General features: G+C 65.1%; 16 protein-coding genes. 5 read left to right on the forward strand and 11 right to left on the reverse strand.

What is annotated here, in order from left to right; translation table 11 throughout:
• Positions 1 to 139: 139 nt before the first annotated feature.
• Together CCR96_RS15140 and CCR96_RS15145 are read right to left on the reverse strand one after the other, a co-directional pair.
• Positions 140 to 1,564 carry a dihydrolipoyl dehydrogenase gene (locus CCR96_RS15140; RefSeq protein ID WP_201220938.1) on the reverse strand — a complete coding sequence of 475 codons (1,425 nt, stop codon included), beginning with the start codon at positions 1,562 to 1,564 and terminating at the stop codon, positions 140 to 142.
• Between the two features lie 164 nt (positions 1,565 to 1,728).
• Complete coding sequence (locus tag CCR96_RS15145) at positions 1,729 to 3,315, reverse strand: GntP family permease (RefSeq protein WP_201220939.1); 1,587 nt, start codon at positions 3,313 to 3,315, stop codon at positions 1,729 to 1,731.
• 315 nt (positions 3,316 to 3,630) lie between these two features.
• Between CCR96_RS15145 and CCR96_RS15150 the strand changes: the two genes are divergently transcribed.
• Positions 3,631 to 3,969: a PBECR2 nuclease fold domain-containing protein gene (locus CCR96_RS15150; RefSeq protein ID WP_201220940.1), complete on the forward strand. Its 339-nt coding sequence runs from the start codon at positions 3,631 to 3,633 to the stop codon at positions 3,967 to 3,969.
• Between the two features lie 342 nt (positions 3,970 to 4,311).
• Positions 4,312 to 7,323, forward strand: a complete 3,012-nt coding sequence (locus CCR96_RS15155) for a class I SAM-dependent DNA methyltransferase (RefSeq protein ID WP_201220941.1) — start codon at positions 4,312 to 4,314, stop codon at positions 7,321 to 7,323.
• On the opposite strand, the gene CCR96_RS15160 is transcribed toward CCR96_RS15155, so the two are convergent.
• The gene (locus CCR96_RS15160; protein ID WP_201220942.1) at positions 7,289 to 7,561 is read right to left on the reverse strand and encodes a hypothetical protein; all 273 of its coding nucleotides are present in this window, start codon (positions 7,559 to 7,561) and stop codon (positions 7,289 to 7,291) included. The two genes, CCR96_RS15155 and CCR96_RS15160, sit on opposite strands and share 35 nt — an antisense overlap.
• Positions 7,562 to 7,567: 6 nt before the next feature.
• Between CCR96_RS15160 and CCR96_RS15165 the strand changes: the two genes are divergently transcribed.
• The gene (locus CCR96_RS15165) at positions 7,568 to 8,518 is read left to right on the forward strand and encodes a hypothetical protein (protein WP_201220943.1); all 951 of its coding nucleotides are present in this window, start codon (positions 7,568 to 7,570) and stop codon (positions 8,516 to 8,518) included.
• On the opposite strand, the gene CCR96_RS15170 is transcribed toward CCR96_RS15165, so the two are convergent.
• The 5 genes from CCR96_RS15170 to CCR96_RS25110 all read right to left on the reverse strand — a co-directional run bounded on the left by CCR96_RS15170 (position 8,440) and on the right by CCR96_RS25110 (position 14,182).
• On the reverse strand, positions 8,440 to 8,724 hold the full coding sequence (locus tag CCR96_RS15170) for a hypothetical protein (protein WP_201220944.1): 285 nt from the start codon (positions 8,722 to 8,724) through the stop codon (positions 8,440 to 8,442). The genes CCR96_RS15165 and CCR96_RS15170 overlap by 79 nt on opposite strands.
• 183 nt (positions 8,725 to 8,907) lie before the next feature.
• Positions 8,908 to 12,564 (reverse strand): mechanosensitive ion channel domain-containing protein, encoded by a 3,657-nt coding sequence (locus CCR96_RS15175; protein WP_201220945.1) that lies wholly within the window; start codon positions 12,562 to 12,564, stop codon positions 8,908 to 8,910.
• 35 nt (positions 12,565 to 12,599) lie between these two features.
• Complete coding sequence (locus CCR96_RS15180; RefSeq protein WP_201220946.1) at positions 12,600 to 13,211, reverse strand: rhodanese-like domain-containing protein; 612 nt, start codon at positions 13,209 to 13,211, stop codon at positions 12,600 to 12,602.
• Positions 13,212 to 13,251: 40 nt separating this feature from the next.
• Positions 13,252 to 14,034, reverse strand: a complete 783-nt coding sequence (locus CCR96_RS15185) for a 3-hydroxybutyrate dehydrogenase (protein WP_201220947.1) — start codon at positions 14,032 to 14,034, stop codon at positions 13,252 to 13,254.
• Between the two features lie 13 nt (positions 14,035 to 14,047).
• Complete coding sequence (locus tag CCR96_RS25110) at positions 14,048 to 14,182, reverse strand: hypothetical protein (protein ID WP_274601123.1); 135 nt, start codon at positions 14,180 to 14,182, stop codon at positions 14,048 to 14,050.
• A gap of 205 nt (positions 14,183 to 14,387) precedes the next feature.
• Between CCR96_RS25110 and CCR96_RS15190 the strand changes: the two genes are divergently transcribed.
• Positions 14,388 to 16,316, forward strand: a complete 1,929-nt coding sequence (locus CCR96_RS15190) for an SLC13 family permease (protein ID WP_201220948.1) — start codon at positions 14,388 to 14,390, stop codon at positions 16,314 to 16,316.
• Positions 16,317 to 16,540: 224 nt separating this feature from the next.
• Positions 16,541 to 17,665 carry a baeRF11 domain-containing protein gene (locus CCR96_RS15195; protein ID WP_201220949.1) on the forward strand — a complete coding sequence of 375 codons (1,125 nt, stop codon included), beginning with the start codon at positions 16,541 to 16,543 and terminating at the stop codon, positions 17,663 to 17,665.
• Positions 17,666 to 17,775: 110 nt separating this feature from the next.
• On the opposite strand, the gene CCR96_RS15200 is transcribed toward CCR96_RS15195, so the two are convergent.
• The 3 genes from CCR96_RS15200 to CCR96_RS15210 form a co-directional block, all read right to left on the reverse strand.
• Positions 17,776 to 18,066: a type II toxin-antitoxin system RelE/ParE family toxin gene (locus CCR96_RS15200; protein ID WP_201220950.1), complete on the reverse strand. Its 291-nt coding sequence runs from the start codon at positions 18,064 to 18,066 to the stop codon at positions 17,776 to 17,778.
• A complete protein-coding gene (locus tag CCR96_RS15205; RefSeq protein WP_201220951.1) occupies positions 18,063 to 18,287 on the reverse strand; it encodes an addiction module protein in 225 nt (74 codons plus the stop codon). Before CCR96_RS15205 ends, CCR96_RS15200 begins: the two co-directional genes overlap by 4 nt.
• 136 nt (positions 18,288 to 18,423) lie before the next feature.
• Positions 18,424 to 18,963: a hypothetical protein gene (locus tag CCR96_RS15210; protein WP_201220952.1), complete on the reverse strand. Its 540-nt coding sequence runs from the start codon at positions 18,961 to 18,963 to the stop codon at positions 18,424 to 18,426.
• Positions 18,964 to 18,980: the final 17 nt, after the last annotated feature.

The raw sequence follows: 18,980 nt of genomic DNA on the forward strand, positions 1-18,980 counted from the left end.
GCTGGGTGAGGCAGGATTGTCGGTCCGTGGCTGATCGAGGATCACAGGCATTGGATGCGTCACGCACGGCTCCTTGAGGTTGATCGTGATGATGCGCCGCGGTTGCGCTCGAGCAACGGCGGCAGCACCGCCCGCGTGATCAGGACGACTGGCGAAGCGGCGCCACCTCGGTCACCGGCCCCGGATTCTTGGCCTCGACCTCGGCATAGAGCTGACTGAACGCGGTCTTGAGCGCGCCCTCGATCACCGGATGATAGAAGGGCATGCGCAGCACCTCGCCGACGGTCATGCGCTGCTCGATGGCCCAGGCCAGCAGATGCCCCAGATGCTCGCCGCGCGGCGCGATCATCTCGCTGCCGAGCAGCCGCCCACTGGCCTTGTCGGCGTAGACCCGCAGCACGCCGCGTGCCGCGCCCATCGCCCGCGCCCGGCCAACAGTCGAGAAGCTGACCTCGGCCACCGCGCTGCGGTCGGCGTCGATCTGATCGAAACGCGCGCCGACGGCGATGATGTTCGGATCACAGAAGTTGACATAGAACGGCGTCTTGCGCTGGAAGCGTTCGGCGGGTTGATCGATGTGCGCGGCGTTGTAGCCGGCAATCTTGCCCTCGTCGGTCGACTCATGCAGCACCTGACGCTCGCCGGTCACATCGCCGGCCAGGAACACCGGCAGGTCGCCGACCTGCATGGTCTGATCATCAAACGGCGGCACGCCACGGGCGTCCAGCGGCAGCCCGAGCACCTCCAGCCCCAGCCCCTCGACCGCCGGCACCCGACCGATGCTAGCCAGCACCTTGTCGACCAGCACCTTCTGATCGCCGGCCGTCACTTGGATCTGCTCGCCCACCGACTCCAGCGTCGCCGTCGCCCCGAGATGGATCGCGAAGTCGTTGCGCATTAGCTCAATCGCGGTGCGATTGACCTCGGGGTCAGCGATACCCGCCACACGCTCGATCTGATCGAAGCCAGTGATGGTCACGCCCATGCGCGCCAGGCTCTGGCCCAACTCCAGGCCGATGGTGCCCATGCCGATGATCGCCATGCTCGCCGGCAGATCCTCAAGCTCAAAGACCTCATCGGTGGTGATCACGCGGTCGCCGAACTGGCGCCAGGGTGCCGGCAGGATCGGCGTCGAGCCGGTCGCGATCACCACCGCCTTGGCGCGGAAGCACTGACCGCCCGCCTCCACCAGCGTCGGCTCGAGCAGCCGCGCATAGTCCTGGATGAAGACGTCAGCGGGCAGCTTGTCAGTGCTACGACTGACCACGCCCTGGACGAAGCCATCGCGCAGCTCCTGCACATGCTTCATCGCCTCGCTGTGATCGATGCTGAGTCCGTCGTGGCCGTCGATGCCGAACTGGCCGAAATGGGTGCGACGGTAATACTCCTCGGCAATCTGGATCATCACCTTCGAGGGCATGCAGCCGATGCGGGCGCAGGTGGTTCCAGGCTCACCGCCGTTGATGAGGACAAAGGTGCGCCCGGCGGCGCGCGCCTGGGCCATCACATTGAGCCCGGCACTGCCGGAGCCGATGATGACGATATCGATGTCACGTTCTTGCATGGTTCAACCCCAGCCCGATCTCAGCGGGCGATGATCAGTATGGAAGAGGAGTAATAAGGTGATTGCCGGAAAGACTCGCACTGCAGAATGCAGACCCCAAAGGCCCATGAGACGACGACAGCGCTAACCGAAAAAACTGCGGATTCGAACAGATCATCACCGCCTCAGAACGAGCCAAACAACAACCCAAGGACGATGATCGTGATCAGCGCAACCAGGGTGCCGCCGATCATCACCACCGCGATGTCGCGATAGCTGCCCTTGTGGCTGACGCCCGCGATGGCGAGCAGCGTCACCACGGCACCGTTGTGCGGTAGGCTCGAAAGACCGCCCGAGGCGATCGAGGCGACCCGGTGCATCAGCTCCGGATCGATGCCGGCGGCCACTGCCAGCTCTGCATAGGTGTCGCCGAGTGCCTGCAGCGTGATCATCAGCCCGCCCGAGGCCGAGCCGGTGATGCCGGCGACGACGTTGGTCGCCACCGCCAGCGAGACCAGCGGCCCACCGTCGAGCGAGAGGAAGGCGGCGCTGATCAGCTCGAACGCCGGCAGCGCGGCGATCACGGCGCCGAAGCCAACCATGCTCGCGGTATTCAAGACCGGCAGCACTGAGGCATTGGCGCCCGCATCCAGGGTTGCGCGCAGTGCTTTCAGGCGCTGGAGATTACCGGCGATCAGCGCCAGGATGCCGGCCAGCAATGCCGTCGCCACCGACCAGATACCGCCGACCGCCGCCAACGAGGTCGCACCCCAAGCTGGCTCAGCAAGGAAGTCGGTATCCAACCAGGGCAGCACCACCAGACTCATCAGCAGGTTGGTGGCGACCACCACCAAAATCGGCAGCACCGCCAACACGAAGACCGGCTCCTGTGCGCTGCGCTGGCCATGGTCGCACTCGGCTGGATCGAAGACATCGGTCGTGCTCGCACGCTCGCGCAGCAGCCCATCCGCGGCCAGATCCGCCGCCGAGCGAGACTCAAGCGCGGTCGCTGCTGGCGCTGGCCCGGCAGGGTTTATCGCCGGATCAGTCCGGCTTGTGCCAGCCGGTTGCGTGTCGGCCAGCATCGCATCATCCTTGCTCGGATCAGCTTGCACTGCCGGCTGATAGCCCTCTCCCCGGCGCCGCGCCTGCGCGGCGACCAGCCCCAGCCACCAGAGCCCGAACAGCAGCATGATCGCCGCGGCAATCATGCCGAGCCCTGGCGCGGCAAAGGGCGTGGTGCCAAACCAGGGCATCGGGATCGCGTTCTGGATCGCCGGTGTGCCCGGCATCGCGGTCATGGTGAAGGTAAAGGCCCCAAGCGCGACCGTTGCCGGGATCAGCCGGTGCGGGATCTCGGCACGCTGGAACAGCGCCGCGGCGACCGGCACGATGACGAAGGCGACGACGAATAGGCTGATGCCGCCGTAGGTCAGCAGCGCACAGGCGATGACCACCGCGAGGATGGCATGCTGGGTGCCCAGCGCCCGCGTCAGCCCATGCGCAATCGCCAGCGCCGAGCCACTATCGTCCATCAGCTTGCCGAACAGCGCACCGAGCAGAAACAACGGGAAGAACTGCGCGATGAAGCCGGTGGCGCCGGTCATAAAGGTCTGGGTCCAGCTCGCCAGTAGCGGCTCGCCGGCAATCGCGGCAGCCACCAGTGCCGCAGCGGGCCCGACCAGCAGCACGCTCCAACCGCGGTAGGCAAAGGCGATCAACACGCCGAGGCCAGCCAAGATACCCAACAAACCCATCCAGTCAGCCGCCATCAGAGCCCCCTCGCACTACGCTGAAGATCCCGTCTTATTCACTGGCGACAAACAGGCTCATGGTCTGTCTGCCGCTGCCATGGCACGATAGCGAGCGGACTGAGGAGAAAGAAGAGCTAGGAGCGCGATAGTTGCTGAGAGCGCAGTTTTTGGCACCGCACTGCATACTATCGATTGCCCGAGGTCCAGTACCAGTTGCCTGGGACCCAGAACCCGAGCAACGAAGTAGCGTCTGCCGCGGTCTTGTTATCCCGCAAGCGCAACCGGAGCTAAAAAGTGCGTCGCCAGTGAGGCGCAGTTCGCGATCAATCCAAGATGCGTGAGACCGAGCCCTCCAGCGGCGGCAAAATGCCAAAGCCGCGCTGTATCAGCGGAGTCGAACGCCTGTCACCTTCACTCTCAGAGCCGGCTTTGTTTGAACGCTTCATGCGCGAGTTTGGTGATGAAGAGTCTGCGGTCGTGACCGATATGGTCGGCCATGAACTCATCATCGACGCTTCGCTATTCCTCGATCTGAAGGGGCGTTGGAAGATCCAAAAAGGCGAGCGGGCGAAATGGCTGCTCTTTACCGCCATCAACATCCAGCGCCCGGACGAGATTTGGCTGGAGCCAGGTCGCCGCGGCGGACCAGACAAGCGTTACTATCTGAGCTGATGTGGGTATGCGGGGTTGGCTAGCCTGTCTCGCGGTCTTTGAGCGTGCTCAAGACGCCAGCGGCGCTTGGTCTGGACGCACAAACTTCGCGACTACACAGTACGGCTAGCCGAACGGAAGCGTGACAAGGAGATCGTCGAGGGAAAATTGATCTATCGGAGGTGGGATTAGGGGCAGGGCGTTGCCCCCATCCGGGATGATCACTGGTGAGCCACGTCCCGACCTCGCAATCAACCGTTACGCCTTTAACCTAGCGCTTTCTCCGTCTGTTTTCAACCAGAGAGATGGTCGTGTTCTAGTCGCAAGCGGTATCTCAGCACCAATCATGAGGAAAGCACATCAATGGACGCAGACCAGTTTGTCAGAAAATGGACCGGGGTCACCCTCAAGGAACGCTCCTCCGCCCAGGAGCACTTTCTCGACCTATGCCATCTGCTCGAAGAACCAACGCCCGCCGAGGCCGACCCGACTGGTGAGCGGTTCTGCTTCGAGAAGGGCGCCGACAAGGCCGGCGGCGGCGATGGTTGGGCGGATGTCTGGCGCCGAGGCTGCTTTGCTTGGGAGTACAAGAGTCCCGGCAAGGATCTGAAACAGGCTTTCAAACAGCTCCAGCTCTACACGCCCGCGCTCGAGTACCCACCGCTGCTGATCGTCTCCGATGTGCAGACGATCGAGCTGCATACCGCCTTCACCGGCCTGGTGCCAGTCGTGCATCGCCTGCAGCTCGAGGACTTGCGCGACCAGGCCAAGCGGCGACTACTCAAATGGGCATTCGCTGATCCGGGCAAGCTCAAGCCGGCGCAGACCACCGCGAACCTCACCGAAGAGGCCGCTTGGCGTTTCGCTGAGCTGGCGCAGGCCTTGCGCTCGCGCGGACAGTCGGCCGATGCCGTCGCGCACTTCAGCCAGCAATTGCTGTTCTGCCTATTCGCCGAAGACATCGACCTGCTGCCGAATCAGCTCTTCTCACGGCTGCTCAAGGCGGGCAAACAGTCACCCGCGCAACTCGAGGGCATGCTCGGCAGCCTGTTTGGCGCCATGGCCAAGGGCGGTCTGATGGGCGTCGATGTGATCGACTGGTTCAACGGCGGCTTGTTCAGCTCGGATGCCACCTTGCCGCTGACGTCCGAGGATGTCGATCTGCTGATCGAGGTCGCCCGACTCGACTGGTCCGCCATCAATCCGATCATCTTCGGCGTCCTGTTCGAGCGCGGGCTCGATCCCGACAAGCGTAGCCAGCTCGGCGCCCACTTTACCGATCCTGTCTCGATCATGCGCCTGGTCGACCCGGTCGTTCTGCAGCCGCTGCGGGAGGCTTGGAGCGCCGTCAAGCTCGACATCCAGGCACAGTTGGACAAGGCCGCCAGCGCCAAGAGCCCAGCCGCCCGCACCAAGGCGACCCACGCTGGGATCGCGCTCTTTCAGGGCTTTCTCGAACGTCTGCGGCGCTATCGCGTCCTCGATCCCGCCTGCGGGTCCGGCAACTTCCTGCTGTTGGCGCTGCTCGGGCTCAAAGACCTGGAGCACCAGATCATCCTCGAAGCCGAAGCGATGGGGCTGCCGCGTGCCTTCCCGATGATCGGCCCGGAGAACGTGCTCGGCATCGAGCTGAGCCCCTTTGCCGCTGAGCTGGCCAGGGTCGTGGTCTGGATCGGTGAGATTCAGTGGATGCTGTCGCACGGCTTCAGCCTCAACCGCAACCCGATCCTCAAGCCGCTCGACACCATCGAGAACCGGGATGCCGTGCTGAATGCGGATGGCAGCGAGCCGGAGTGGCCGGAGGCGGATGCGATTGTCGGCAATCCGCCGTTTGTCGGTGGGAGCAAGAAGCGCCGAACGCTCGGTGACGCCTATTTCGATGCACTCGCTAAACGCTATGCCGGTCGTGTTCCTGCAGGCGCCGATCTAGTGACCTACTGGTTTGAGAAGGCACGGGCGCAGCTCGCGTCGGCAAAGACGCAACGCGCAGGTTTGGTCGCCACCCAATCGATCCGCCGTGGCTCCAACCAAAAGGTGCTGACGCGGATCACCGAGACTGGCGTCATTTTCGAGGCATGGTCCGATGAGCCCTGGATCAACGAGGGCGCTGATGTGCGGGTCTCGCTGATCGCCTTTGCGCCTCCGAGCGCAAGCCAAAGCATCCGCCTCAACGGCCAGCCTGTTGCAGCGATCTATGCAGACCTCACGGGCAACGCGGAAGGTGGTCTTGATCTTGATCTCGGCCAAGCGCAACCGCTACCGAGCAATGCCGTCGCCTTTGAGGGCACCAAGAAGTACGGTGACTTCGACATCCTTGGAGACGTGGCGCGGGAATGGCTGCTGGCTCCGAACCCTGATGGTCGCTCGAACCGAGAGGTGCTGAAGCCGTGGCGGAATGGGCAGGATCTGGCACGCCGACCAGCTGATCACTGGATCATCGACTTCGGCGTGGATCGCGTTGAAGCGGATGCAGCGCTCTTCGAGCGGCCTTATCAGCATGTGCTGACGCGCGTGAAGCCAAGTCGCAGTCAGGTGAATAACGAACACACACGGACATACTGGTGGATTCACGAAAGGCCCAGGGCCGCGCTCCGGCAATCACTCGCTGGGCTGACGCGATTCATCGCCACACCAAGGGTCGCCAAGCACCGCTTCTTCGTCTGGCTGCCTGCATCGGTCCTGCCCGATACCCGGCTCTGTGTGATCTGCCGCGATGACGACATCACCTTCGGCATCCTCTCCTCTCGGCTGCATCTGGTTTGGGCGCTGGCGAAGGGCTCACGGCACGGTGACGGTGACGAGGGCGGCCGTCCGACCTACAACGCAGGAACCTGCTTCGAGACCTTCGCCTTTCCCGAGGGCTACACCCCAGCCGACACCCGCCCGGCTGAACAAGACGAAGCCGACCCCTTGGTCTCGATGCCCATGGCGACCAGGAACCCGGAACAACCAGCGCTGCTCAGTGACCAGCCCGGCGACAGCCTGCCCCCGCTGCCTGATCCCGATACCACCGTCGTCAGGCACTGGATCGCCATCGCCAAGGCTGCGAGCCAACTCAACCGCTTGCGCGAGCGCTGGCTCAACCCGCCCGACTGGATCGACCTCGTACCTGAGGTGGTGCCCGGCTACCCGGATCGCATCATCCCGAAGCCAGAACATGAGAAAGAGCTAAAGAAGCGCACCCTGACCAACCTCTACAACCAGCGTCCAGCGTGGCTCGACAATGCCCACAAAGCGCTTGATGCAGCGGTCGCCGCAGCCTATGGCTGGGATGACTACAGGCCAGAGATGTCAGACGAGGAGATCCTGAGTCGACTGCTGGCGCTGAATCTACAGCGCACTAGCCAACCGTCCAGTCACGCCAGACGCCCGTGAAGCAACACCCCGACTGGTCCCAGGCGTCGAGGCCATAGGGATCGCGTTCGATCGCCTGCGTCATCAGTCCCCCTGCCGCCAGCGCCATCTGAGGTGGGCCAGGACCGGCAGCGCTCTCGCAAACATCCTGCAGACCAAAGTCCATCATCGCCTTTTCGCGACGTTTCCGCTGTCGTTCCCGCTTTCTCAGCAGATCCCGATACGCTTGGCGCTTCATCGGATAGACCAGGATCTGCAAGCCACCGTGCTCAGCCTGACCGGTGAGCTGCTCCTCGGCACTGTCGCCGGCCCCAAGCGGCATCGCAACGAACTGCCGGATCAGCCGGACAAGGGTTGGGACTATGACCCCTACGCCGAGCCGACCGGGGGGCTTAGGCGGACGATTGAGGGCAAGCGCCAAAAGGTCGACAATCGGCTGATGGCCGCTTTTGAAACCAACGCTGACGACGCGCTTGCCGCCTGGCCGATCCGCGGCCTTGCGCGCCGCTTCCCCGCAAAAGACCTAGCCACGCTCGAGGTATTGCTGCGCGAGTATGCCTATCGCCTACCCGGCGACCTGCCGCATGGTGTCAAGTTTGTGCGCGAAGGTGGCCCGAATGACGATTTCTACATGGCCACGGACGGGAAAGGCGGCTTCTGGTTCCGCGAGATCGACTATCAAGGCTTCAACTCGCGGCGTGATCTATTTGGTGGGCTAGCGGCCTGTGCCGCACAGCAAGCCATGACGCGCGAGGAGGAGTACGCGCTGGAGTCCTTATGGCATGAAATCTGGCACAACCGACAGAGAGGGATGGATCAGGCGGCGAAGCTGCCGAAGGAGCACCTGGCGCGCCTGTTCGCGGAGACACTGAATCAAGTCGTCGCTCGGCTGACCTATCCGCGTTTTATTGAGCGGCTAGGCGGAAAAGCCCAACACCAAGCGTGGGTCATGGGAAACGGCTATGGCTATGCGCCGTTGGTGCGGCGGTTTTTGCGGGTAACGATCGCGCTTGGCTTGACGACAGAAGCGCTAGCAGGCGACTTGGCGACCATCAACGCGCAGGCCGACCTATTGTTCGGAACGGCGATCGTCAGCCGCCTTCTAGCGAAGAAAAGCGGAGCGGCGCCAGCGCGGATTCAAGCCGCCTTAGACCTGCTCGACGCGCGAGAAGCGTTGTTTTCAGCGGCGGTTGGAGCGATCAAATCGCCGTTGTAAAGGGTAAAGCGAACATAATCACGGTCGGCGATTTGCTCGGCATACGCGAGCGCGCGCTCTACCTCGCCGCGCATTCCAAACAGCCGACACAAGTCCTTGACCGCCTCCTCTTCGCTCAAACCGTTCAGATAGTCAGCCTGGCTAAACGGCCCGGCGAAATACCGCAACTCTTCAGCCGTCGGCTCATGGTCAAAAATCGTCTCCATGCTGACACCCTCTGACATGTTGATACCTCAAAGCCTAGCCTACGCACCCTAGATCAGCAACCATGCCCCCACCATCCTCCCCATCGCCGCCATCCGCGCCCTGCGCCTCACCTGCACCCACTGCGGCGCGGCCGCGGTGATCCCGCTCAGCGCCAAGCACGGCCCCGAGAAGTGCTTCAACGGCTACCGCGAGCTGCTTGACCGCAGCTCATCGCGCAGTCGCACATCCCGCTGCGGCAGCCCAATCGCAATGCCCGCGGCACGCAGTTGCCGATCGATGGCAACGATCAGCTCGCCGCGGATCTGGATGCGGTTGGCCAGCGTCGGCAGGAAATAGAGGAAGAGCAGCTCGATCCCCCGCTCACCGAACTCGGCCGCGGTGATTACGGGTGCCGGGTCGGTCAGCAGGCGCGCATCGGCAGCGGCGATCTCGGCGAGGATGCGCAGCGCGGCCTCGATGTCGCTGCCGTACTCGATGCTCAAACGGATCTCGCCGCGGATGACCTGATCGGTCAGTGACCAGTTGATGACCTCCTGCGTGATCAATTGGTTATTGGGCACCAGCAGCTCGCGCTGGTCCCTGATCCGAACCGTGGTCGCGCGCGCCTCGATGTGGGTGACGATGCCCTCGTTGAGGCCAACGGTGACGGTGTCGCCGACTCGCACCGGGCGCTCGAAGAGCAGGATCAGCCCGGCGATGAAATTGGCCGCGATCTCGCGCAGGCCGAAGCCGATGCCGACACCCAGGGCCGCGACCAGCCATTGCACCTGCTCCCAGTGCAGCCCCAGCCGCCCGGCCCCATTGATCACGGCCAGCGCGATGATGCCGTAGCTGGTCAAGGTGATGAGGGTGTAGCGCGCGCCGGCGCTGACGCCGGTGTGCTTGAGCATCAGGATCTCGAGCAGCGCCGGCAGATAGCGCACGGCGACGATGGCGCCGGTAGCGATGATCAGCACGATGCCCAAATCGGCCAGGGTCACCGGCCACGGGCGGCTCTCGCCCTCGACCAAGCGGGTGCTGTACCAGAGCGGGATACGCTCCAGGACACCCAGCGCCGGCAGCACATCGGACCACAGCATCCAGAGCGCGAGGCCCGTGCCGAGCGTCAACAGGGCACTGATCAAGCTGCGGGTTTGACCGTCGAGCGCCATCAGGTCCAACGCCGCCTCGGTCTTCGCGGCGGCCGCGCCACCCTGGCCCCCAGCACTACCCTCGCCCTCGCCCATCCCCTCATCGCCAACCTCGGTGCCGAACTCGCTGAGCGCCGCGAGCCGGGCGCGGCGCGCGAGCGCTGTGCGCAGGGTCAACGCCCGTCGGGTCACCAGCAGCCAGCGCAGGATCGCCTGTTGCAACACCACCAGCCCCAGGACCAGCCAGAGCTGGCTGATCCAGAGCTGAAACAGGGTCGTCGCGGTGTATTGAAAACCGGCCAAGGTCAGCCCGGCCAGGGCCAGCGGCACCACCACCGCGAGCGGATACCAGAGCCAGCGCGTGCGACTGGCCAGGCCGCCGGGTCGCGATCGCAAGAGCTCCCTGAGCACCCCGCGGGTGGGGTGCAGGGCAGCGGCGAGCAGCAGCGCGAAACCGAGGGTCACGGCGGTCAGCAACAGCCGCCCCAGAGTCGCGGCCTGGATCTCCCCGAGCCCGTTGACGGTCGCGGCAAGAAAGCCAATCGGCAACAGTGTCCAGATGGCCAGATTGAGGCTGCGCCGTAACCGGACCAGGGTATCGGCACGCCAGCGGAAGTGCCGCTCGGCCACCCCGCCCGGCATGCACAGCAACCGGAACGCGCGTAGACAATAGAGCCCCGAGGCGACCTGCAGCAGACCGTATCCGACCGCGTCGGCAAAGCCGTCGGCCCCTGGAGCGCCGGTCAGCATCAAGCCGGCGAGGGCCAGCAACAGCGACACTGGCGCCGCCAGCAACAAGGTCAGCGCGATCGCCGACAAGGTATAGCCGAAGCGGTCGGTACGGATACGACGCAAGGGCTCGGCCGTGGCACGGATGCGCCGGCGCAAGGGCCGCTCGAGCGCCAGCAACAGCGCCACCAACGCCAGCCCGCCCCACCAAGACCAGGCGTCGGCGAGCCTGGCGCCCAAGGTCCGCATCACCCCCAGCCAATGGGCCGGCCGCAGCAGTTCGGCGAGCACCGCCGGCAGGGCGGCAAAGCTCTGCTGGGCCAGCGGCACGTGGCTGCGCAGCCAGAGCAGATGCTCGGCCAGAAAGTTGTCGTAATCGAGGCTCAGCGCGCGCAGATCGGCCGCGGCCAGGTCCAGCTCCGCGAGCACCTTCAGGTGCCGATCCGCGGCCGCGATGGCACGCTCGAGCAGCTCGAAGCGACGCGCTTGCAGCTCACTGAGCTGGGCCTCAATGCCGGCGGCGTCGGCCGGCTCCAGGCCGGCCAGGGTCGCGGGGGACAGCGGCTCGGACCCGGTGCGCCGCATCAGCAGCTCCTCGCGCCAGCGCAATTGGGCCAGCCGGGCCTCGGCCTCGGCATCGGCGCGCTCGGCCGCCTCTCGACGCAGCTCGCGCGGATCGGGCAGACGCTCGCGCTGGTCGACCAAGACTTGGCCCAGGGCACGGCTCATGCCCGCGGCGGCGACCCGTTGGCGGTCGTTGGCGAAGTCTTGCGCCAGCGTGGCGGTGGTCGCGGTGGTCACGGCGAGCCGGTCGGTCACGGCCGCGGTGCGCTGATCGACCGCCTGGATGGCTTCGGCCAACTCGGCATTGGCACGCGCCAGCTCCCGCACCGGCGGATGGGCGTCGGCCACCGCCAGCCGCGCCGCCTCGGTCTCGGCGCGGAGCTGGGCGGCCTCCTCGCGGCGCCGCTCGTCGACCGCCAGCGTGAGCCAGGTCTGGCGGCCGCGGGCCTGATCCAGGGCGAGCCGCGCCTCATCGCGCCGGGCCTGGGTCAGCGCCCGGCGCACATCGGCTCCAGCCACCTTCAGTTCCAGCACCAGCGCCTCGGCGCGTAAACGATCGCGCTGGCTCTCCAGCAGCCAGTGTCGGATCAGCGTCTCGATGTTGGGATCGGCAGTATTGGCGGCATCAGCACCATCGGTGGCCTGGATGCCCGTGAAGCGATTAATCCCGTCCGAACGACTGCTGCCATCCGAACGATTGCTACCATCGAAACGATTTGCGCCATCGGCAACGGCGGCCAGGACGCCGGCAAGCTCATCATCAACATCCAGGGCCTGCTGGCGCAGCTCCTCACGCTGACGGCGCCAACCGGGCAGTGACTCAGCGTCCTCGGTCAGCTCTTGCTCGAGTGCCGCCAGCCGGTCTTGCTGGGCAGCAACGGCTGCGGTCTCCTGCGCCAGTTGTTGTTGCACCAGGTCCAGATCGGCGTCGGCCGGCAGGTCCACCGGCGGATCAGGCCGGGGCTCGGCCGCCGCCAAGCGGGCGCGGATGGTCGCGGTCCGCCCAGGCGCGGTGGCCTGGGTCTCGCGCAGCTCGAGCGCCGTCTCATTGGCCTGGGCCAGGGCATCCAGATTGGCCAGCACCCGATCCAGATCCGCATTGAGTCGGGCGCGCTCCTCGGTGGTCAGGCTTGGATCATCGGCCAGTCTGTCGCGGGCAGCGGCCACTTCGGTCGGCGTCGGCGCGGAGCCGAACAGCCCGCTGCTGTTGGCAGCCGGCGACGAGTCCGCCAGGACCGACGCGGCGCCAGCGGTGACGAGCAACAGGAGGAAGCCGGCCAGGCTTGCCGACCAGCGGCGGCCCCAGCCGCCATGGCTGGCAGTGCGGCCGAAGCGGGGCAGCAGGGCTCCCGATGGGGTAGCCCCTCCTGCCGGATCAGCTTGCGCCCAGCAACGGTTATCCCTGCCAGCGTTCAAGCCTATTCGAGCGCAAGATGCGCATGCCCTAGCGATCAAGCCGACCTGCGCGATGCTGAGATCAGTTGCTCGACAACGACATCCGGACTCGGTCTGGTTGCTCGGTTCCATGGCAGCCGCGCCAAGAGCTGCTCAAGGCCGCAAAAGTTGGTCCAGGCCGCAACGATCAGCCCAACGCCGATGAACAGCGCAATCCACTTCAGCGCCGGCACGAACCCGCTCAGCAGGATCGAGATCACCACGATTGACCCTGTAATGAAGCGCACCTGCCGCTCGGCGCTCCACACACGCCGTCCGCGTTTCAGCTCGCCACCGGCCTGCTCCCAGGCACGCAGGCCGCCCGCGAGCACATGGATATGCCCGAGACCGCCGTCGGCGAGTGCATCGGCGTCACGCTCGGCGCCTGCCATCTGCTGTGCCTTCTGCGCACGCCCGCCCATCTGGCAGACAAAGACGATCGGGTCGCTGACCACCTCCAATATGCCCCCGACGTGCTCTTCCAGCGTGCCCATCGGAATATTCAACGAGCCGGGGATATGTTCCGACTCGAACTCCGCTGCGGAACGGACATCGATCACGCGAATCGCAGGATTCGCCGCCATGGCGCTGCGCAGCCGTTGCGCGTCCCAATACAGTGTCTCTTGCATCACTCTAGCCTCCAAGGGTCTTCGGCTGATCGCCGCACCACTACTGTGCCAGCCAGCCGCCGTCGACCGGCAGGCCGACGCCACGCACATTGCAGGCGGCATCCGAGCACAAATAGACCGCCAGCGCCCCGAGCTGCTCTGGTGAGGTGAAGGACTGCGAGGGCTGTTTCTCGCCGAGCAGCTTGACGCTGGCATCTTCGTTAGAGAGCCCCTCACGCTCGGCCAGGGCATCGATCTGCTTCTGCACCAGCGGGGTCAGCACCCAGCCGGGGCAGATCGCATTGCAGGTGACGCCGGTGGTGGCGGTCTCCAGCGCCACGGCCTTGGTGAAGCCCATGATGCCGTGCTTGGAGGCAACATAGGCGGACTTGTCCGCCGAGGCCACCTGGCCATGCACCGAGGCGATGTTGATGATGCGGCCCCAGTCGCGCTCGAGCATCTGGCCCAGGACCGCGCGCGTGATCAGGAACGGGGCGGTCAGATTGATGGCGATCACCGCGTCCCAGCGATCGACCGGGAACGCCTGCACCGGCGCGGTATGCTGGATGCCGGCATTGTTGACGACGATGTCGATCCTGCCAAGCTCCCGATTGGCGGTCTCGATCATGCGCTCGATGTCGGCGGCCTTGGTCATGTCAGCAGCGCAGTAGGCGACCTTGCTGCCGAACTCGCTCGACAGCTGTCGGCGCAGCGCTTCGATCTCAGCAGCATCGCCAAAGCCATTCAGCAGGATGTCCGCGCCATCGGCGGCCAGCGCCCGCGCGATGCCTAGGCCGATGCCGCTGGTCGAGCCGGTGACGATGGCGGTTTTACCGTTCAACATGGTTGCTTCCTCTTCAGTTGGGATTGGAGACAGGGGTTTGATCGATGTCGTTCACCTCGGCACGGATCTGAACCAGATCTGGTCCAGATCTGATCCCGATCTGATCCATGTGCTTGGCGACGCCGCCAAACCTGGTCGCGCGGATCATCAACGGCCGGCTCATTGATCGGGGCGATGGGTCAAGACCATAGTCATGCGACTCAGTGCGAGGAAAGCCGCAAAGGCGCGATAGTTGCTGCCAGCTCATTTTTTACGTCTCACGGCATAGAAACGTGAAGGCTGGACCGGCCTCGTCCGCTTTGCCAATTGCTATAGTCGTCGACTCTGGGCCAGCGGCTGAACGAGGAGTGTACGTGACCTTCGAATTGACCCTGGTGCTCGCCCTGCTGGCCGGCGCCATCCTGATGTTCATGCTCGGCCGTCCGCGCGCCGATGCCGTTGGCCTGTTGATGATGGTGGCCCTGCCACTGACCGGCGTGATCAGCGCCCGGGAGGCCATCTCCGGTTTCGCAAATCCGAACATCATCCTGATCGCGGCCATGTTCGTGATCGGCGAGGGCCTGGCGCGCACTGGCGTCGCCCAGCGCCTCGGCGATTGGCTGGTGACCCGCGGCGGCAACCGGCCAGCACGGTTGGTGGCGCTGCTGATGCTGATCGTCGGCTCGCTAGGCTCGGTGATGTACTCGACGGGCGTGGTCGCCATCTTCATCCCGGTGGCCTTGCGCATTGCCCGCAACACCGGCATGAGCCCGGCGCAGGTGCTGATGCCGGTCTCCTACGCGGCGCTGATCAGCGGCATGCTGACCCTGGTCGCCGCCGCGCCGAACCTGATCGTCAACTATGAGCTGACCCGCACCGGTGCCGAGGGGCTGGATTTTCTCGCCCTGACGCCGATCGGCATCCCCGTGCTGCTGCTCGGCATGCTCTATATGATGATCGCCAGTCGCTGGCTCGGCGCGGAGGCGAAGGCCGGCGCGCAGAACGATGAGAACCCCAAGCCACGGCTCGGCCGCTGGGTCGAGCAGTATCAGCTTGCCGAGCGCGAGCTGCGCGCCCGGGTTCTGCCTGACTCGCCGGCCATCGGCCAGTCGCTCGCCGCGCTTGGGCTGACGCCGGATCGCGGTCTGCGTGTCATCGCCCTCGAGCGCAGACGTGCGTACAGCGGCTGCGCCATCGGTCCGGATGATGAAACGCTCCTGGCCGCCGGCGACATCCTCCTGCTCGATCGCGCGACCTCGACCGCCACTGATGACGCGCAGATGCAAACCCGACCCCTGTCAGGGCTCGCCCTTGAGCCAGCGGCCCAGCAGGAGGCACCGCGGCTGTCCCAGTCGCCACCCCTACCCCAATGCGCCGAGCTTGGACTCGAGCCGTTGCCGCTCTCCGGCCTTTACTTCGCCGACCGCGCCCAATCGATCGGCATGGCGGAGGTGATCCTACCCGCCGACTCCAGGCTGCTCGGCAAGACCCTGGATGAGGCCGGGGTGCAGCTGGAGCGCGGGCTGCATGCCGTCGGTCTGCGCAGGGGCCGCAGCGTGCTCAATGCCGAGGCGCGGGCTGAGACCAGGCTGCAAGCCGGCGACACCCTACTCTTGATCGGCGCCTGGCCCGCGATCGAGCAACTGCGCGGTCAGGACCATGATCTGGTGACGACCAACCTGCCGAAAGAGTTGGATGAGCGCCTACCCGCCGCCAAGCACGCGCCCTATGCGGTGCTCGCGCTGGCGGTCACGGTCGGGCTGATGGTCTCGGAGCTGCTGCCGGCGATGCATGCCGCATTGGTCGGTGTGTTGCTGATGCTGCTGTTCCGCTGCATCGATCTGGACAATGCCTACCGCGCGATCAGCTTGCGCACCCTGGTGCTGATCGCTGGCATGCTGCCGTTCGGCATGGCGCTGGAGCGCACCGGCGGCATCGAGCTAGCCGCCGACGCGCTGGTCGGCGTGCTCGGCGCCGCCAGTCCCTACCTGGTGCTGGCGACGGTCTTTCTGATGACGCTGGCCTTGGGCATGTTCGTGGTACCGGCCGCCACCGCGGTGCTGATGGCGCCCTTGGCGATGGCACTCGCCGCTGAGATCGGTGCCTCGCCCTACCCGTTCGCGATGGCCGTTGCGCTCGCCGCCTCGAGCGCCTTCATGACGCCGGTGGTGCCGGCCAATGCCATGGTCGGCACCCTCGGCGGCTATCGCTTCGGCGATTATGCCAAGCTGGGCCTGCCGTTGGTGCTGCTGGTGTTCACCCTGACCTTGACCCTGCTGCCCTGGTTGTATCCGTTCTATTGATCGCACCTGATCGAACCGAGATCGCACCGATGCTGCTCGAAGCCTGAGCGAGCCGGCGTGAGCTGTGCACTGTGACATGCGGACACTTCAGATCATCGACACCCTGAGCGATCTCAGTGTCGATCTCGCAACCGGCATGCTGCTCCGGCTGCGCTGACGACCCCGATCGCGACGCTATCGCGCTGAAACGCGCCTCTCTAACAACCGAACCCCGGAAGGCCTCAATGCTCTACCTTGATATCCCCACCGCTGATGACTACGCCGACCTGGCCGCCTTCCGCGGCGACATGGCCGTCTCCATCGCGCTACCGACCACCCCGGTCACCGATGACACCGAGGCCGACCGCATCCAGCTGAAGAATCTGGTCAAGGAGGCCGTCGATCAGCTCGAGGCCGCGGGCGCCGACAAGCGCCGCCTACGCGACTTGATCGAAGAGCTCGACGACCTGCTCGAAGACGATGTGTTCTGGGCCTATCAGGCGCGCGGGCTGATGATCTATGCCACCCCGGATAACCTGCGCAGCTTCCGCGTACCGAATGCGCTGCAACCGCTGGTCAAGGTCTCGGATCGGTTTCATTTGAAGTCGCTGCTGCGCTCGACCACCTTCTGCGATGCTGGCTATGTGCTCGCGTTGGCCGATGGCGGCGTGCGTCTGATCGAGGTCAGCAAGGATGCGCCGGCGGTCGAGGTGGCGGTGCCGGACCTGCCCACCGATGCCGCCTCGGCGGTCGGCAAGCGCACCATCTCAACCCGCTCCTACAGCGGCCGCATCGGTGGCAGCGAGGGCAAGAAGGTGCGGCTGCGTCAATACGCGCGGCAGGTCGACACCGCGGTGCGGGCGATCCTCGCTGGTCGGCAAGAGCCGCTGATCTTGGCCTCGGTGGATGCCTTGGATGCCATCTACCGCTCGGTCAACAGCTATCCGCACCTGCTCGCGGAAGGCCTACGCGGCAACCCGGAGCGCCAGAGCCCGGCCGAGCTGGCCAACGCCGCTCGCGCCCTACTCGATGAGGTCTATCGGGCCAAGATCGCCGATTGGCAGGGGCGTTACCGCCAGCGCATCAACGAAGACCGCGCCACCAGCGATCTGGTGCGCGCTGCCCGTGCCGCGAGCGCCGGCGCTGTCGCCAGCCTGCTGGTCGATATGGATCAGGTGGTCAATGGCACCGTCGACGACGCCGATGGCCGCGTCACCTTCGCCGACGAGGCCAGCGCGGAGACCTATGGCGTGGCCGATGAGGTCGCACGGCGGGTGCTCGCCACCGGCGGTGAGGTGCTCAGCGTGCGCGCCGAGGATCTGCCGGAATCCGGCAAGGCGGTCGCGGCCATCCTGCGGTATCCCGTCTGAGCCAGAGGAGTGACAGGTCGTCGGCAACCTGCTGCTCGCCATAGCGGCAGCCCTTGTTGCCGATGGCGTGGATGAATGAACCCTGGATCTTGCTGCGGCCTGCAGCAGGATCAGATTCGATGCTTCCAGTAGTCTGGTGCTCGGTGAAGGTTCATGATCGCGAGGATCAAGATGCCATCGGACGCTTCGCTGTACAACACGCCGTACGGGAAGCGCTTGACGAGCGAACGGCGCACCTCGTCATCAAGGGCGGCCCACGCCTTCGGGAAGTCTAGAATACGATGGATGGCCGCGTAGACCTCGAGCGCGAAGTCATAGCCCAGGCCAGGTTCAATGGCCTCATAGTCGTCGATCGACAGGTTGAGCTCGGCCTCTGCCTCGGGATGGAACCGATAGCTCATCGCTTGAAGCGGTCCCAGACCCGCTGAAACACGACCTCGCCGGAGACGGCCTCGACCTGACCGGACCGTAGCTCAGTCAACCGGCGCCTTGATTCCTTGGTCCACTGTGCGTCGATCTCGGACTCTGGTGGGTTCAGGCTTCGCAGCAAGGAGTCCACGACCAAGGCGCGCTCCTCGACCGGCAACGCAATCGCTTGATCAATCAGTTCTTTCGTGTTCATCGGGCATCACCTTGGGTTGGGCGCTTGACGGAACATCAGTGTGACAGGATGCATCAGACCGAGCATGTTGGGTCGACCAGAGGCTCTCGGGCAAGTTGAGGTGCGACGGTGAAGCCCAGCCTACCAACCGCCCCACTCAACCCTGAACCTTGATCCGCGCCGCGGCCAGGCGCCTAAACAGGTTGGCATCGCGACGCATTGGGCGCCATTCGTAGAGGAAGATCTCCAACGGCCGCCAGTTCACCACCCAGCCGAGGATGATCAGGCTCTCGGCGATCAGCGAAAGTGATGGACTCTCGCCGAACTTGAGCACTAGGATCTCCGCGCCAAAGAGGGCGAGCACCAGGATCAGCAATCCGATCGCAAGGTAGATCCGGCCAAAGCGGAACAGCTCGCGCAGCTCACGCTCGGCGACCTCGGCACGGTGCTCGAAGTAGCAACGCACAGCGGCGCTGACATCTTCAGGCGCATCCCGCTCGGGTCCTGAATCCTTCACATTGAGATGGATCTCAATCGGCACCCGGCGGTTCAGTTCACGCGCCCAGTCGACGATGAAGGCGGTCGCATCCGGGTCCAAATCGCGCTCGCGAAAGGGCGAGGGATCGAAGGTCTGGAAGAGTTGATCGACCCGTCCAATGCGGATGTCGATCTGGGCGGGACGGGGTGCTGTAGCCATGGTCAGTGCGCGAGCCT

It is taken from the genome of Halochromatium roseum (genome assembly GCF_016653315.1).
GTDB classification, from domain to species: Bacteria; Pseudomonadota; Gammaproteobacteria; order Chromatiales; family Chromatiaceae; genus Lamprobacter; species Lamprobacter roseus.

Bases quoted from the DNA above. Each gene is read 5' to 3' on its own strand.
- CCR96_RS15145 (WP_201220939.1), bottom strand. From the start codon at position 3,315: ATGGCGGCTGACTGGATGGGTTTGTTGGGTATCTTGGCTGGCCTCGGC.
- CCR96_RS15185 (WP_201220947.1), bottom strand. From the start codon at position 14,034: ATGTTGAACGGTAAAACCGCCATCGTCACCGGCTCGACCAGCGGCATC.
- CCR96_RS15170 (WP_201220944.1), bottom strand. From the start codon at position 8,724: ATGGAGACGATTTTTGACCATGAGCCGACGGCTGAAGAGTTGCGGTAT.
- CCR96_RS15205 (WP_201220951.1), bottom strand. From the start codon at position 18,287: ATGAACACGAAAGAACTGATTGATCAAGCGATTGCGTTGCCGGTCGAG.
- CCR96_RS15200 (WP_201220950.1), bottom strand. From the start codon at position 18,066: ATGAGCTATCGGTTCCATCCCGAGGCAGAGGCCGAGCTCAACCTGTCG.
- CCR96_RS15155 (WP_201220941.1), top strand. From the start codon at position 4,312: ATGGACGCAGACCAGTTTGTCAGAAAATGGACCGGGGTCACCCTCAAG.
- CCR96_RS15195 (WP_201220949.1), top strand. From the start codon at position 16,541: ATGCTCTACCTTGATATCCCCACCGCTGATGACTACGCCGACCTGGCC.
- CCR96_RS25110 (WP_274601123.1), bottom strand. From the start codon at position 14,182: ATGATCCGCGCGACCAGGTTTGGCGGCGTCGCCAAGCACATGGATCAG.
- CCR96_RS15180 (WP_201220946.1), bottom strand. From the start codon at position 13,211: ATGCAAGAGACACTGTATTGGGACGCGCAACGGCTGCGCAGCGCCATG.
- CCR96_RS15150 (WP_201220940.1), top strand. From the start codon at position 3,631: ATGCGTGAGACCGAGCCCTCCAGCGGCGGCAAAATGCCAAAGCCGCGC.
- CCR96_RS15140 (WP_201220938.1), bottom strand. From the start codon at position 1,564: ATGCAAGAACGTGACATCGATATCGTCATCATCGGCTCCGGCAGTGCC.
- CCR96_RS15210 (WP_201220952.1), bottom strand. From the start codon at position 18,963: ATGGCTACAGCACCCCGTCCCGCCCAGATCGACATCCGCATTGGACGG.